We start from the raw sequence: 14933 nt of genomic DNA, 5'->3' as shown, positions 1-14933 counted from the left end.
ATAATCTGGTATTCTTAAATAAATGCCCGAGACCAAAGCATGATTGAAATGATTGGACAGGCACAATGAATAATTTTGAAAAAGAAACCAACAAAAAGCACCAGTACCCGGTGCTTTTTTCTTTGATATATAGTTAGGAGATGGTCCAAATCGAAAAGGCTTTATCGATATTGTCAACATATTTTGGGTATCCTTCATTCCGCACAGGGCAGGAGCAAGTGATTCGCGGAGTGATGCAACAGCAAGATACACTTTGTGTCATGCCGACAGGTGGAGGGAAATCCGTCTGTTACCAAGTACCTGCACTCGTGATGGAAGGCACTGTCCTCGTTATTTCACCGCTTATTTCATTAATGAAGGACCAGGTCGATGCGCTCCATCAAGCGGGCATTCCAGCGGCATATATTAACAGTTCGCTGTCAACAGAGGAATACTTCGAAACGATGGAACGGGCTGTGTCAGGTGAATACCAACTGCTCTATGTTGCTCCCGAGCGCCTGGATTCACCAACTTTCAAAAATCAGTTGCGAAGGATGACAATTCCGATGGTCGCCATTGATGAAGCGCATTGTATTTCACAATGGGGTCACGATTTCCGTCCAGCTTACCGAAATATTAGCAGCATCGTATCATTATTTGATGAGAAACCGGTCGTTCTTGCGCTTACAGCCACTGCAACCCCAGCTGTACGGGAAGATATTTGCCGGCAGCTTGGAATTAGCGAAGCGAATACGGTTATGACCGGTTTTGAACGAGCAAATCTAACATTTTCAGTCGTTAAAGGTCAGGACCGCGAAAAGTATGTAAAAGAATATGTGCGTAAAAACGAAGGGGAAGCGGGCATCATTTATGCAGCAACGCGAAAAGCGGTTGATCATGTCCATGATATTCTCCAGAAAAGTGGAGTGAAAGTTGCCAAATACCATGCGGGGCTCGGAGATAATGAACGCCAGAGTGGACAAGATCGGTTCTTGAATGATGAAGCTTCTGTCATGGTTGCGACGAACGCATTCGGTATGGGAATTGACAAATCCAATATTCGATACGTCATTCATTATCAGATGCCGAAAAACATGGAAAGCTATTACCAGGAAGCGGGTCGTGCAGGACGTGACGGACTCGACAGCGCCTGTACAGTACTTTTTTCATCGCAAGACGTTCAAACACAGCGTTTTCTGATTGATCAATCGCAAGACGAAAGCAGAATACCGGCGGAGCTTGAAAAATTACAATCCATGATCGATTATTGCCACACGGAAACATGTCTTCAGAAATTCATCATCTTGTATTTCGGAGAGACAGATGTCGCTGATTGCGGACGTTGTGCAAATTGTACGGACACACGGGAAAGTACAGATGTCACCGAAGACGTTCAAAAAGTGTTATCCTGCGTCATCCGGATGGGGCAACGATTCGGAAAGACGATGATCGCTCAGGTGTTAACAGGTTCTAGGAATAAAAAAGTTATTGAATTCGGTTTCGATAAATTAACGACATATGGATTGATGAAAGAGCGTAGTGCAAAAGATATATCCGATTTCATCGAGTTCATTATTTCGGAAAGTTATTTAGGCGTAGAAAATGGCCAATTTCCGACCATTTATGTAAGTGAACGGGGTAAAGACGTGCTAACTGGCAAAGTCACTGTCAATCGTAAAATATCGATTATTACGTCACAAGTTGCCAATGACGATCCGTTATTCGATCAGCTGCGTGCACTCCGCATGCGACTGGCTCAAGAAGCGGGCGTACCGCCTTTCGTCGTATTCTCGGATAAAACATTACGAGATATGGCGGCAAGGATGCCGGTCACGGATGATGAGTTCCTTGAAGTAAATGGAGTAGGACTTGCGAAACTGGAGAGATACGGCGAAACGTTCATGGGAGAAATCAAGGATTACCAGATGCAAAACGTTTAATAACAGTTGAATGCAAAAGGCAGGCTGTATTCCCAATCGGGATCCAGTCTGCCTTTTTTTAATCCGGATATACAACTGACCCATCTAGTCGTAATTCAGGTTGCGCTCCCCATTGACCGGGTTCATGTTCAACGATTTCAGTTAATCCTTTAGAACCATCAATAATATGACGGACAGTCCAACCATTCAAAGAAAGCCAATTGCTGATCAATAAACGGTGACAGCGTGCGGGATGACGCTCGGAACAGCAATAAGCGACTTTTTTGTCCGAAGCTATCGTCTTCAATTGATCAAGCCCCGTTAGGAAATCACTTCCCAGCGTATAGTCCGCATAATTATGGAAAGATTGATTATTCCATGCATCATTTATTTCATCATCCACAGTCTTTGATTTGTTTCTTCTGCCCCCGAGTTCCTTACTATGTAAATACTCGATGCCAGCTTCAGGAAGCCAGATGCTCATTTCATCTTTATGGAAATGTGGGAACTTTCGGCTTCCGGGAAATGCACGCACATCTACAAGTACTTCTATCTGTGTGTCAGTGAGCAATTTCAGAAATTCCTCGCTTGTATGAGTTGAATGACCGACCGTGAAAATATCCATAAAAAACCCCTCCCTGCTTATTTAATTCCTAAAAGTAGGGAGGGGTAAACGTTTATTGTTTTCTGCTTTGCTTTTCCTCGGTCATTATTCTCCGTTTCTTATCGGTTATCGATTTTTTCCGGATACATATCGTGATTCATCAGCCGGTGTTCCGCCATATTTTCATATTTTGTTCCGGGTATACCATAGTTGCAATAAGGGTCGATAGACAAGCCGCCGCGCGGTGTGAATTTACCCCATACTTCGATATAGCGCGGTTCAATCAGTTTAATTAAATCATTCATAATAATATTGACGCAGTCCTCATGGAAATCGCCATGATTGCGGAAGCTGAATAAATATAATTTCAGTGATTTACTTTCCACAAGTTTTTTATCGGGCACAAAACTGATATACATCGTTGCGAAATCGGGCTGTCCTGTCATCGGACAAAGTGACGTGAATTCCGGACAGTTGAATTTCACAAAGAAATCGCGCTCCACATGCATATTGTCGACAGCCTCTAAAATGGCAGGGTTATATTCATACAAATATTTCGTGTTTTGATTGCCCAGTAATGTTAAGTCGGTCAATGTTGCTTCATCTCTTCCAGCCAATTAAAAAAACCTCCCGTATAGTTTGCCGGGGAGGTCCATAGGTGTCAAAAAAGAGCCATGTCGAAATGACATGGCGTAAATTCCGTCATCCATAGTTTTTTTAAGAGGGTCGCTATGAACCTCTCCCGAACAGGGTTATTCATTTCGTATTTGACATTAAACGACTGAGGATGGTTTGTCAATAGAATCTCTATTCTTCAATCCAATCAAGGCATACAGAGCGACAGCTAGCAGAATGAACCCGGTCAACAGGAAAGCGCCACGGTAATTGAGGTCCAAGAAACCGATTACACCTGATCCCGCAACGACTCCAATCGAGAAGAATGCGTAAAAATAACCATATGCTTTCCCGCGGAATTCAGGAGAGGATGAATCGATCAGCAGTGAGTTGATAGATGGGAAGAGGAAAGCGAATCCCGCCCCATAAATGCTCATCGCAATATACAAGTAATTCAATTCCTCGATTTGACTTAAGAACAGCATGCTTAGCCCCATGAGTGATATTCCGAACGCAAGTGTCACAACCGGCCGAACACGGTCGAAAATCCGGTTGATTGGCAATAAAAAGATGAGAATCGCGACGACACCGAATGTACTTAGTAACAAACCGGATGTTTTCGTATCAAATCCAAGTGATTCAATTTTTAAAGGCAGGACAAGGGCAAGTACCCCTTGGGAGAACATTAAAAAGAATGCCCCTGCAAATGCCCTGACCATTCCGGGATTATGAAACAGGTGGATGACTCGAAACTTTTTAGAACTTTGCAAAGTGTGTTTTCGAACATATGTAAATGAGCGAAGAACAAAGAACGCTAGTATTGCCAGTAGCATCATTATCCCGCCGTTGACTGCCATGATGAAAGGCGTGCTAGTTTTAGCGGCAACAATTCCGCCATAAGCAGGACCAACAATTGCAGCCATTCCAACAAATGCACCAGAAATTGCAACACTTTTACCACGCTTCGATTCTTCGGCACGGTTTGCTAAGAAAGTGAATGCCGCGGGTACAATCAGGCCTTCCATGAAACCATGAACGAATCGTACGCCAAGCAGTGACATCGGGCCAGATACAACTGTATAGAAGAAGAGGGATAACGCGGATGCGAACAGTCCCAATACGAGTATGAGGTATGGTCCTCTTTTGTCAGTCATGAAACCCGAAATGATATTCCCGATTGTATTTGAGAATGAATACATACCGACTGCAAGTCCGACTAGAAATGGAGTAGCGCCGAGTGATAATGCAAACGGGCTCATTACGGGCAATTGAGAAAATAAATCAAAAAACGAGAAGAAAACGATGAGGTAAACAAAACCACGCATAATGTAGCCTCTTTTCAATTGATAGATACCATCCTATACTTTAGCATTTTTTAGCCTCGGGGGGAAAAGGACAGATTGTGAACAATCCTTTACGTTTGCCATTTAACGAGCTGTAACGATAAGATTACTACTAATTAAATGCAATTAAAGAGGTGAGAGAGTAGTGGGTTTCCTTAAAAGAATTTTCGGCAGGCAGGATGATAAAGCAAATGAAGAACAAATTGAAAAACAATATATCTTTGTTCAGCTGGACTTGGAGCATTACTACGAGCCGTTTTATGACAGGAATTTAGTAACCGGACCAACTGCTGATTTGTCTAAACCTGAATACACGGCTGTTCACAAATCGTTCGCTGAAGGAGCGGCACTAATTCCGCATGTAACAGCAGATACTTCCATTGAATTTTTCATTCAAACGGATCAATTCGTTGCCGGTGAAGTTGCCAAGGCGGGCGTTGTCGTGAAACATGCGCAATCATCAGTTGATAGGATAGTAATGGAAGCGATTATTTGGAAGAGTGACGGTCAAGTGGATACGATTCCATTTATGCTGACTATCCGTTTAGATGATGAGAAATCGCGATTGGCTGCGGCGTTGATCAGTGTTCAAAAAGAAATTCCGTTTTATTTTGGACGGATAGTTAATGAAGTGTTTACGATAGAAAAGCAACTGGTTGTGCACATGCCGGAAGCGATTCAGGATGATATGCAAATCACTTTCGCAGAGCTGTATAGCGATGATCCTGGAAAAGTTGGACCTTTCATCGGGTTGGATAGCATAACAGATCGTGAAATGACGTCTGCAGGATGGGTCATGCATTTTGATAATGAAAGACTGAAAGAAGTAGAATTAGACTTATGTTTACTGAAAAATAAAATCATGAGTACGGTTTTTGATAAAATTATCCGTTCAGGCGACCAAGGCCGCTTTACAGGCTGGATTGCGGAAAATGTGGCGGACCCATGCGGAACAGGACCATATGGTGAGACGACGACATTCATCTTTACGTCAACGGAACCGATGCATGGCAATGAAAAACTTCATAGCGAAATCATGAAATATATGAAATCGTTAAAAGGGTTTATCCGGGAAGATGGGGGTTATCCGTTAAAATATGAGAGCCTTCCCTTAATGAGGCAAAATGGTGATAAGTATGGATATGTGGACGTTGAGGAAATATTTTTAACGAATGCGGACGAGTTATCTAGAAAAATGACCAACAAAGAGATAAACTTATACCATAAATGGCTGAAAATTAATAAAACAGTTTGAAAGGGGAAATTAGTCGATGACAATCAGAGTAGGAATTGCAGGATATGGAAATTTGGGACGCGGTGTTGAATCCGCAATTGGACAAAACCAAGACATGGAACTGGTCGGCGTATTTACGAGAAGGAATCCGGAAGACGTGAAATTGCTGAATGGCAATGTACCCGTACATATGATGGATGATATTCATGAATTTACAAAGGCAATCGATGTACTTATTCTTTGTGGTGGATCGAAAAATGATCTTCCAGAGCAAGGACCGGCACTATCGGCTTTATTCAACACGGTGGATAGCTTCGATACACATGCGAAAATTCCGGGTTATTTTGAATCGGTCGATTCATCTGCCAAACCAAATGGTAAGACTGCAATCATTTCCGTCGGCTGGGATCCGGGATTATTCTCGATCAACCGTCTGTTCGGCGAGGCTGTTTTATCGGAAGGCGAGACTTATACGTTCTGGGGGAAAGGGCTTAGCCAAGGTCACTCCGATGCACTCAGAAGAATTGAAGGCGTAAAAGGAGCTGTCCAATATACGATTCCGGTTCCCGACGCGGTTGATCGAGTGCGCAGCGGTTCGTTGCCGGAACTGTCGACACGTGAGAAGCATACCCGCGAATGCTATGTAGTTCTAGAAGAAGGAGTCGACGCTGACAACGTTAAAAATACGATCGTCACGATGCCTGACTACTTCACCGATTATGATACGACAGTAACTTTCATCACTGAAGAAGAATTGAAACAGGACCATTCGGCAATGCCGCACGGCGGTTTCGTAATTCGCAGCGGCAAGACAGGTGAAGGCACCGCACAGGTGATAGAATACTCATTGAAACTTGATAGCAACCCTGAATTTACGTCGAGCGTACTCGTAGCCTATGCACGCGCAGCCTATCGGTTAAATCAAAATGGTGAGACGGGAGCAAAAACGGTATTCGACATCGCACCTGGATTGCTATCACCGAAAAACGCTGCCGAGTTGAGGAAAGAGCTTCTTTAATACAGTCCTACTGTGTTCGGGAGGGGCGGGTGGGTGACAGTCACCAAGTCAATTCATAAACAAATGCAACAATCGCATTAATTATGTTTGTTTGAACAACTAACACAATATCCCCCAATCGACACTGCCGGTCGGGGGATATTTCATGTGTTTGAATTTTAAAACCAAAATGTTTTGATAACAAGACCACTATCGCATATACTACACATGTGCAACCTATTTAGGAGGTCGAAGTAAATGACGAAATTAGACGAAACGTTGTCGATGCTGAAGGAACTGACAGATGCAAAAGGAATTCCCGGCAATGAGCGTGAACCGCGTGAAGTGATGAGGAAATACATAGAGCCGTTTTCGGATGAAATCGAACAGGACGGTCTTGGTTCATTAATCGCAAAGAAGACAGGCGAGGAGAACGGACCGAGAATCATGCTGGCAGGTCACTTGGATGAAGTGGGATTCATGATCTCCAAAATCGATGATAAAGGTTTCCTTTCATTCCAAACGGTAGGCGGCTGGTGGTCACAAGTAATGCTTGCACAGCGTGTGACAATCGTCACGCGCAAAGGAGATACAGTAACAGGTGTTATTGGATCAAAACCGCCGCATATCTTATCGCCGGAAGCTCGTAAAAAACCGGTGGATATTAAAGACATGTTCATAGACATCGGTGCAACTTCGAAAGCGGAAGCGATGGAGTGGGGCATTTTGCCGGGGGATATGGTCGTTCCCTACTTTGAATTCACGGTTATGAATAATGAAAAATATCTACTCGCAAAAGCGTGGGATAACCGGATAGGTTGCGCAATCGCGATTGATGTTATGAAAGCGCTTAAAGATGAGAAACATCCAAATATCGTTTTCGGAGTTGGTGCTGCGCAAGAGGAAATCGGTCTTCGCGGAGCACGTACGGCAGCGACAAAAATTCAACCAGACATCGGATTTGCTGTTGACGTGGGAATTGCGGGAGATACGCCAGGTATCACGTCAAAAGAAGCAACAGGCAAAATGGGCGACGGCCCTCAAATTCTTTTATTCGACGCATCAATGGTATCGCATAAAGGACTCCGTGAGCTTGTCGTTGATACTGCCGAGGAAAATAGCATTCCTTATCAATTCGAAACGATTCCAGGCGGTGGAACGGATGCAGGTTCGATTCATCTTTCCGGAAAAGGTGTTCCGTCCCTTGCAATCTGTATACCGACACGCTATATCCACTCGCATGCAGGTATTCTGCATCGAGACGATTATGAAAATACGGTGAAACTGATTGTTGAGGTCATAAAAAAAATGGACCGTGACACAGTGGATAAGATTACATTTGAATAAATGAATAATTTATCTGCTCAGGCGCATCAAATGGCTTGGGCAGTTTTTTATTCGTACAAATCTATAATAATGCACTTGACTTTATATTTATGCATACATATAATCAGAGTACTAATTGAAAAAGATGTAAGGGGATGAGGGAATGTTAACGACTGAAAAGGAACACATGAAAATTGCTGAAGGACTGAAAGGGAGAGATTTACTGACTCTTCTCGATTATACCCATGAAGAGATATCATATTTATTGCATATGGCGGACGACATGAAAAAAGATATGGTTTCAGGGAAAATGCCGGATTTATTGGCAGGAAAAACACTCGGTATGATTTTTGAAAAGCATTCAACACGTACACGCATCTCGTTCGAAGTCGGTATGATTCAGCTTGGAGGGCATGCGATGTTCATGAATGCACGCGATTTGCAGATCGGGCGCGGAGAGTCGGTATACGATACAGGCCATGTATTGTCTGAGTACTTGGATGGTGTCATGATTCGTGCGAACTCGCATGAAATGGTGAAAGAATTGGCAGAACATACTTCGGTTCCGGTCATCAATGGCTTGACGGATATCTTTCATCCGTGCCAGGCGTTAGCGGATCTACTGACGGTTTTGGAAGTGAAAGGTTCATTGGCGGGAATGAAATTGGCATACGTCGGGGACGGCAATAATGTGGCACATTCATTGGTTATTGCCGCTGCACATATGGGAATGCACGTAGCGGTTGCTACGCCGAACGGGTTTGAATACAATCCCAATCTTCTAGTGAAAGCGAAAGCCATTGCTGTTAAAAATGGCGGCAGTGTTTTTGAAACAACGAATCCTGTAGAGGCCGTTGCAGATGCAGACATCGTTTATACAGACGTCTGGACGAGTATGGGCCAAGAAGAGGAAGCAGCAGCACGTCTAGCAGCATTTAAAGAGTTTCAAATTAACGACGGTTTAGTAGCCCATGCGAAAAAGGATTATATGTTTTTACACTGCTTGCCTGCACACCGTGAAGAGGAAGTGGCAACTTCGGTTATTGATGGCCCGAACTCTTATGTTTTCCAGCAAGCAGGGAATCGATTGCATGCACAAAAAGCGGTACTTGCATCTTTGTTATAATCAAACTAAGAAAAAAGCTCAGGTTTGCTTCCTGGGCTTTTTTGCAGATTAATTCTTAGTTAATGGTAAACTGAAAATATGTTTTACCAAAAACAAAATTTTGCAATGAAGGATTTGAAAAAATGTTTGAATACTTTTTAGTTTTTTTAGGAGCCGCGATTCCATGGTTGGAGATTGCGCTCGTCATACCTTTGGGAATCATTAGAGGTTTGTCCCCGTTTTGGGTAATGACTCTTGCATTTATCGGCAATATGCTGACAGTGCTTATTCTCATCATTGCATTCCAAAAAATAAAGGAATGGATGGAGTCCCGGAAACAAAAAGAAGGAAAAGCCGAGTCAAAGCGTACAGAACGGGGCAAACGAATTTGGAATAAATACGGTATGCCAGGACTCGCATTACTCGGTCCAATTCTGATTGGCACCCATATCGCCGCATTCATCGGACTATTATTCGGGGCAAGTAAATTGAATACAACAATCTGGATGACGGTTAGCATCGCATTATGGACGCTCGTATTCGGTAGTGCGACAGCGATGGGGTTCGATTTCTTCGTGAAAAATATTCAGTTCTAAAATCGAGAGGTTTATCGGAAATACATAAACAAACACGAAAGTTTAAACTTTCGTGTTTGTTTTGATTGTATTTGAATTGACTGGGTGACTGTCACCGAGTCAATTCAACTCAACTAGCCGTAAATACCGTTGCCAGTTCGCCGGCGATTTTCGATTTTTCCTGTTCGCCCGCATGGTTCCAGAGCTTTTCGAAAAACACCCCAAGTCCAGGTAATAGGTGCTCTTCGCCTCTCTTAATGGCGTCTTCCACGACGTTTCGGATATCTTCCGCAGTATTATTCGTCATGTTTGCCGTAATTGCATCTCGTATTTGAAAATTCATTTCATCAACCTCCCACACCTATTTTGGACACAAATATCGCCAACTATACCGCCATTTGATACACTGAAAAGAAAAAGGCGGTAACGTATACATGAAACGCATTGAATCCTCACAAAACGCGCTTGTGAAACATTGGAAAAAGCTTGTCACGACACGAAAAGAACGCGATCAGTCGAAGGAATTCCTTGTTGAAGGCTTTCATCTCGTAGAAGAAGCAATGAAAAATGACGAAACAATTCTATCATTGATCATCCGGGATGGTGTAGAAATTCCGGAAGGATGGTCTATTGAAAGTATAAAGCTTGTTGAAATAACAGAGGCTATCGCTAAAGAAATTTCGGAGACGGGTCAGTCGCAAGGCATTTACGCACATTGCCGACAGCCCCAACAAGCCGAAGAAGATTATGCATCATGGAAAAAACTATTGATGATTGACGCAGTCCAAGATCCCGGTAACGTGGGAACGATGATCCGGACGGCCGATGCTGCTGGAATGGATGCAGTTATTCTTGGTGTAGGGACAGCAGACCCATTTAACCCAAAAACAGTACGGTCCGCACAAGGATCCCACTTCAATATTCCAATCGTAAAAGGGAATCTCGTGGAATGGACCGCTAAGGCGAAAGAAGCCGGTGTCCAAGTGTTGGGTACAGGGCTGAAAAATGCTGTAAATCACTCCGATATCTGGCCGCAAGCCGAATTTGCATTGATCGTAGGTAATGAAGGCAGCGGTGTCGATCCTGACTTGCTTGCGATGGCAGACAACACAGTCAAAATTCCAATGTACGGAAAAGCGGAATCGTTAAACGTGGCTGTTGCGACGGGAATTCTTTTGTACACTTACTCTAAACTTTGAAATCAGCATGTTGTTGCTGTACAAATCATAATCGGGTATACTATTGGTTATGAACAGAAATGAAAAGCGATGATCGGGAAAAGTAAACAACACATGAGCCGAAAGGGAGTCCGCGCCTTGACTGAAAGCGCAGATGGGTAAATGATTGTCGAAGTTCACCCCGTGAGCTGCCGCCGGGACCAGCGCAAGCTGTAAAGGCGTGCCGGTGCCGGACCGTTATTCCGATTTGAGTGATCATGCTTTCGGGCGTGATAAATCAGGGTGGTACCGCGAAATCGTCCTCGTCCCTTTTATAGGGGCGGGGTTTTTTAATTTTATTCAGTGGGTTTTCAAAACCCACTGAATAAAATTAAAGCCTCCGGCGGATGCCACAGATTTTGAAAGGATTCAAGGAAGGCAGTCTAAGTTCGCGACGTCCTGTCGCAACGACTGCATGACCTACATTCTGTAGGCCTCAAGCTCAATTCAAAATCTGGGCGGAAATAAGTCAAGGCGCATTTGATTTAGGAAAGGGAGAATCGCAATGGAAGCACAATTAGAACTGTTGAAAGATGAGGCGCTTGCAAAGATTGAAGCAGCTTCAGATGTTAAAGCGTTAAACGAAGTCCGTGTTGCGTATTTAGGGAAAAAGGGACCAATCACGGATCTACTGAAAGGCATGGGGAAACTCCCTGCTGAGGAACGACCTAAGATGGGGGCACTCGTCAATGTCATCCGTGAAACGGTAACAGAGGTTTTGGAGAATCGTATGTCGGCTCTTGAGGAATTAGCAATCAATGAACAGCTTGAAAAAGAATCAATTGATGTGACATTGCCTGGACGTCCAGCACGAACAGGGAATCACCATCCGCTAACACGTGTTGTCGAGGAAATCGAAGACTTCTTCATTAGCATGGGCTATGAAATCGCCGAAGGTCCCGAAGTTGAGAAAGATTATTACAATTTTGAGGCGCTGAACTTGCCAAAAGGGCACCCAGCACGCGATATGCAAGACTCGTTCTACATATCCGAAGATATTCTTCTTCGTACACATACGTCACCTGTGCAGGCTCGCACGATGGAAGCAAAAGGCGGCGCGCCAATTAAAATCATCTGCCCCGGTAAAGTGTACCGACGTGACAGTGATGATGCGACACATTCACACCAGTTCACACAAATCGAAGGACTTGTTATCGGTGAAGATATCCGAATGAGCGACTTGAAAGGGACCCTTTCTTTATTCGCGAAGAAAATGTTTGGCGATGAGCGTGAAATTCGTCTGCGTCCAAGCTTCTTCCCATTCACGGAACCATCCGTTGAAATGGATATTTCATGCTTCAAATGCGGCGGAGACGGCTGTAACGTTTGTAAGAAAACGGGCTGGATCGAAATTTTGGGTGCTGGAATGGTACACCCTAACGTACTGAAAATGGCTGGTTATGATCCGGCTGTCGTATCAGGTTTCGCTTTCGGTATGGGACCTGAGAGAATTGCAATGTTGAAATATGGTGTGGAAGATATCCGTCATTTCTATACGAATGACGTGCGTTTCGTATCGCAATTCCACCGTACGGAAGTATAAGGAGGAATTGATATGTTAGTATCTACAAAATGGTTAAGTGAATACGTAAATATAGAGGGAATTGCGGAAGCTGCTCTTGCGGAAAAAATTACTCGCTCGGGCATTGAAGTCGATTCCATCATCGACCGTTCTCACGGCATGACGAACGTTGTCGTTGGATATGTGAAGGAATGTGTGAAGCATCCGGAAGCGGACAAATTGCGCATCTGTCAAGTGGATGTTGGGGAAGAAACAACACAAATCATTTGTGGTGCACCGAACGTTGCAGAAGGACAAAAAGTGATTGTTGCACGCCCGGGCGCTGTACTGCCGGGTGGCATGAAAATTAAAAAAGCGAAACTGCGCGGTGAGGAATCGAACGGGATGATTTGTTCGCTTCAAGAACTTGCAATTGAAGGGAAGCTTGTACCGAAAGCCTATGCGGAAGGTATTTACGTACTCCCTGAATCGGCCGTACCTGGCGAATCAGCACTTCCCCTGCTTGGTCTTGATGATCAAGTGCTTGAATTCGATTTGACGCCAAATCGCTCGGACGCACTTAGCATGATTGGTGTTGCCTATGAAGTTGGCGCGATTTTATCACAAGGAATTCAGCTACCTGAAATTAACTACACATCTTCTAATGAAAAAGCGGAAGATGTGTTGAAATTGCGCATTGAAGCAAAAGAAGACAATCCGATGTACGTCGCGAAAGTTGTGAAAAACGTCAAAGTTGAAGAGTCTCCGTTATGGCTGCAAAATCGTTTGATGGCTGCAGGCGTACGTCCGCATAATAACGTTGTCGATATTACGAACTTTGTGCTGATGGAATACGGCCAGCCGCTTCATGCATTTGACTACGATCGTCTTGGAACAGGAGAAATCGCTGTCCGTCTTGCGGAACAAGGCGAGAAAATCACGACATTGGATGATACTGACCGGACGCTTGAAGCGCATCAACTTGTCATTACAAATGGCAAGGAACCGGTGGCAATCGCCGGCGTAATGGGCGGACTAAATACTGAAGTGCATGACGGTACGACGACTGTTGTCATCGAGTCGGCTTACTTTGCACCGGGATCTGTTCGCCGCACGTCGAGAGAGCTTGGGCTTCGCAGTGATGCAAGTACGCGCTTTGAAAAAGGAGTCGATCCGAATCGGGTCGAAGCTGCAGCAGAACGTGCCGCACAACTTCTGACCGACATCGCGGGCGGCGAAGTGCTAGCAGGGTCCGTCATTGTCGATGAACTCGAAAAAACGCCTGTACGAATTGTTGTTTCCCCGGATTATATTAACAACCGTTTAGGTATGAAAATACCTCTGGAAGAAATGCTGGCGATTTTGGATAGACTGCAAATCCCGACAGAAGCGGTGAACGGCAAACTACTTATCGATGCGCCGACTCGCAGACAGGATCTGCGTATTGAAGAAGATATTATCGAAGAAATTGTTCGGATGTACGGCTATGACTTGATTCCGATGACGCTTCCTGTGACGGAATCGACACCGGGCGGCTTGACGCCATATCAGGCGAAACGTCGTACAGTCAGGGCTTTCCTGGAAGGTGCAGGGCTCTATCAAGCACTGACGTATTCATTGACATCTAAGGAACAGGCACAAAGCTATGCACTTGAAACAGCGCCTGTCACAGAACTTCTGATGCCGATGAGTGAAGATCGCAGCATCCTACGTCAAAGTCTAATCCCACATCTCCTAGAGGCCGCAACATACAACGTTGCGCGCCGAATGGATTCGGTGGCACTATACGAAACGGGATCGGTTTTCCTCGGAGAAGGGGAAGATGGCCTGCCGCAGGAAGTGGAACATGTGGCAGCTGTCATTACAGGGAAATGGGTAGACCACGCTTGGCAAGCCGAAACAAAAACGGTTGACTTCTTCGTCCTGAAAGGGATTGTCGAAGGATTGATGGACAGCCTTGGACTAGTTGAAGGTCTCTCATTTGAACAAGCTGTTCTTGACGGGATGCACCCCGGTCGCACGGCGAATATTTTCTTTAACGGCGAGCGGATTGGTTTGATCGGTCAAATCCATCCGACGGAACAGAAAAAACGTGATTTGAAAAACACATATGTCATGGAAATGAACCTTGCTAAAATCCTTTCCATCGAAACGGATGAGTTGCTATACGTTCCGGTTCCACGTTTCCCATCGAGTTCAAGGGACATCGCGCTAGTCGTTTCGAGCGATACATCAGCAGGTACGCTAGAAAATGTTATTCAAAGTGCTGGCGGAAAATTGTTGAAAGACATCAGATTGTTCGACTTGTACGAAGGGGATAATGTTGAGGATGGCAAGAAGTCTCTTGCATTTTCGCTGACATATTCAGATTCCGAGCGCACATTGACGGACGAAGAAGTCGTCAAAGCGCACGACAAAGTGTTGAACGCGTTAACAACTGAAGCAGGAGCTTTGCTTCGCGGATAAATAAACGTAAGCGGTACACAGAATTTCTATTCTGTGTACCGCTTTTTTTGCT

General features: G+C 44.5%; 13 protein-coding genes, 1 riboswitch and 1 other annotated feature. Of the genes, 9 read left to right on the top strand and 4 right to left on the bottom strand.

What is annotated here, in order from left to right; translation table 11 throughout:
* Nucleotides 1-140: 140 nt before the first annotated feature.
* A complete protein-coding gene (gene recQ / locus HDC33_RS09370) occupies nt 141-1919 on the top strand; it encodes a DNA helicase RecQ (protein ID WP_179392181.1) in 1779 nt (592 codons plus the stop codon).
* A 58-nt stretch (nt 1920-1977) separates the two neighbouring features.
* On the opposite strand, the gene HDC33_RS09365 is transcribed toward recQ, so the two are convergent.
* The 3 genes from HDC33_RS09365 to HDC33_RS09355 all read right to left on the bottom strand — a co-directional run bounded on the left by HDC33_RS09365 (nt 1978) and on the right by HDC33_RS09355 (nt 4442).
* On the bottom strand, nt 1978-2523 hold the full coding sequence (locus HDC33_RS09365) for a DUF488 domain-containing protein (protein ID WP_179392180.1): 546 nt from the start codon (nt 2521-2523) through the stop codon (nt 1978-1980).
* A gap of 98 nt (nt 2524-2621) precedes the next feature.
* Complete coding sequence (queF, locus tag HDC33_RS09360) at nt 2622-3119, bottom strand: preQ(1) synthase (RefSeq protein WP_179392179.1); 498 nt, start codon at nt 3117-3119, stop codon at nt 2622-2624.
* 85 nt (nt 3120-3204) lie between these two features.
* Nucleotides 3205-3248: riboswitch (PreQ1 riboswitch) on the bottom strand.
* 27 nt (nt 3249-3275) lie between these two features.
* Nucleotides 3276-4442: an MFS transporter gene (locus HDC33_RS09355; protein WP_179392178.1), complete on the bottom strand. Its 1167-nt coding sequence runs from the start codon at nt 4440-4442 to the stop codon at nt 3276-3278.
* 163 nt (nt 4443-4605) lie between these two features.
* Here HDC33_RS09355 and HDC33_RS09350 point away from each other — a divergent pair, with 163 nt between their 5' ends.
* The 5 genes from HDC33_RS09350 (at nt 4606) to HDC33_RS09330 (ending at nt 9718) form a co-directional block, all read left to right on the top strand.
* A complete protein-coding gene (locus tag HDC33_RS09350) occupies nt 4606-5715 on the top strand; it encodes a hypothetical protein (protein WP_179392177.1) in 1110 nt (369 codons plus the stop codon).
* A 16-nt stretch (nt 5716-5731) separates the two neighbouring features.
* Complete coding sequence (locus tag HDC33_RS09345; protein WP_179392176.1) at nt 5732-6712, top strand: diaminopimelate dehydrogenase; 981 nt, start codon at nt 5732-5734, stop codon at nt 6710-6712.
* A gap of 237 nt (nt 6713-6949) precedes the next feature.
* Nucleotides 6950-8038 carry a M42 family metallopeptidase gene (locus HDC33_RS09340; protein ID WP_179392175.1) on the top strand — a complete coding sequence of 363 codons (1089 nt, stop codon included), beginning with the start codon at nt 6950-6952 and terminating at the stop codon, nt 8036-8038.
* Between the two features lie 142 nt (nt 8039-8180).
* A complete protein-coding gene (argF, locus tag HDC33_RS09335) occupies nt 8181-9143 on the top strand; it encodes an ornithine carbamoyltransferase (protein WP_179392174.1) in 963 nt (320 codons plus the stop codon).
* A 122-nt stretch (nt 9144-9265) separates the two neighbouring features.
* The gene (locus tag HDC33_RS09330) at nt 9266-9718 is read left to right on the top strand and encodes a small multi-drug export protein (RefSeq protein WP_179392173.1); all 453 of its coding nucleotides are present in this window, start codon (nt 9266-9268) and stop codon (nt 9716-9718) included.
* A gap of 109 nt (nt 9719-9827) precedes the next feature.
* On the opposite strand, the gene sspI is transcribed toward HDC33_RS09330, so the two are convergent.
* Nucleotides 9828-10040 (bottom strand): small acid-soluble spore protein SspI, encoded by a 213-nt coding sequence (sspI, locus tag HDC33_RS09325; protein WP_179392172.1) that lies wholly within the window; start codon nt 10038-10040, stop codon nt 9828-9830.
* A 91-nt stretch (nt 10041-10131) separates the two neighbouring features.
* Here sspI and HDC33_RS09320 point away from each other — a divergent pair, with 91 nt between their 5' ends.
* From HDC33_RS09320 to pheT, 3 genes are all read left to right on the top strand, one after another.
* Nucleotides 10132-10896: a TrmH family RNA methyltransferase gene (locus HDC33_RS09320; protein ID WP_179392171.1), complete on the top strand. Its 765-nt coding sequence runs from the start codon at nt 10132-10134 to the stop codon at nt 10894-10896.
* A 60-nt stretch (nt 10897-10956) separates the two neighbouring features.
* Nucleotides 10957-11188, top strand: a binding site (T-box leader).
* A 231-nt stretch (nt 11189-11419) separates the two neighbouring features.
* Complete coding sequence (gene pheS, locus HDC33_RS09315; protein WP_179392170.1) at nt 11420-12457, top strand: phenylalanine--tRNA ligase subunit alpha; 1038 nt, start codon at nt 11420-11422, stop codon at nt 12455-12457.
* A gap of 12 nt (nt 12458-12469) precedes the next feature.
* A complete protein-coding gene (gene pheT / locus HDC33_RS09310; RefSeq protein WP_179392169.1) occupies nt 12470-14881 on the top strand; it encodes a phenylalanine--tRNA ligase subunit beta in 2412 nt (803 codons plus the stop codon).
* The last annotated feature ends 52 nt before the right edge of the window (nt 14882-14933 follow it).

Origin of the sequence: Sporosarcina sp. JAI121, from assembly GCF_013408665.1 — a bacterium.
Taxonomy (GTDB): Bacteria; Bacillota; Bacilli; order Bacillales_A; family Planococcaceae; genus Sporosarcina.
The sequence above is the reverse complement of the archived record's forward strand: the minus strand, read 5'-3'. Positions and strand labels throughout refer to the sequence as shown.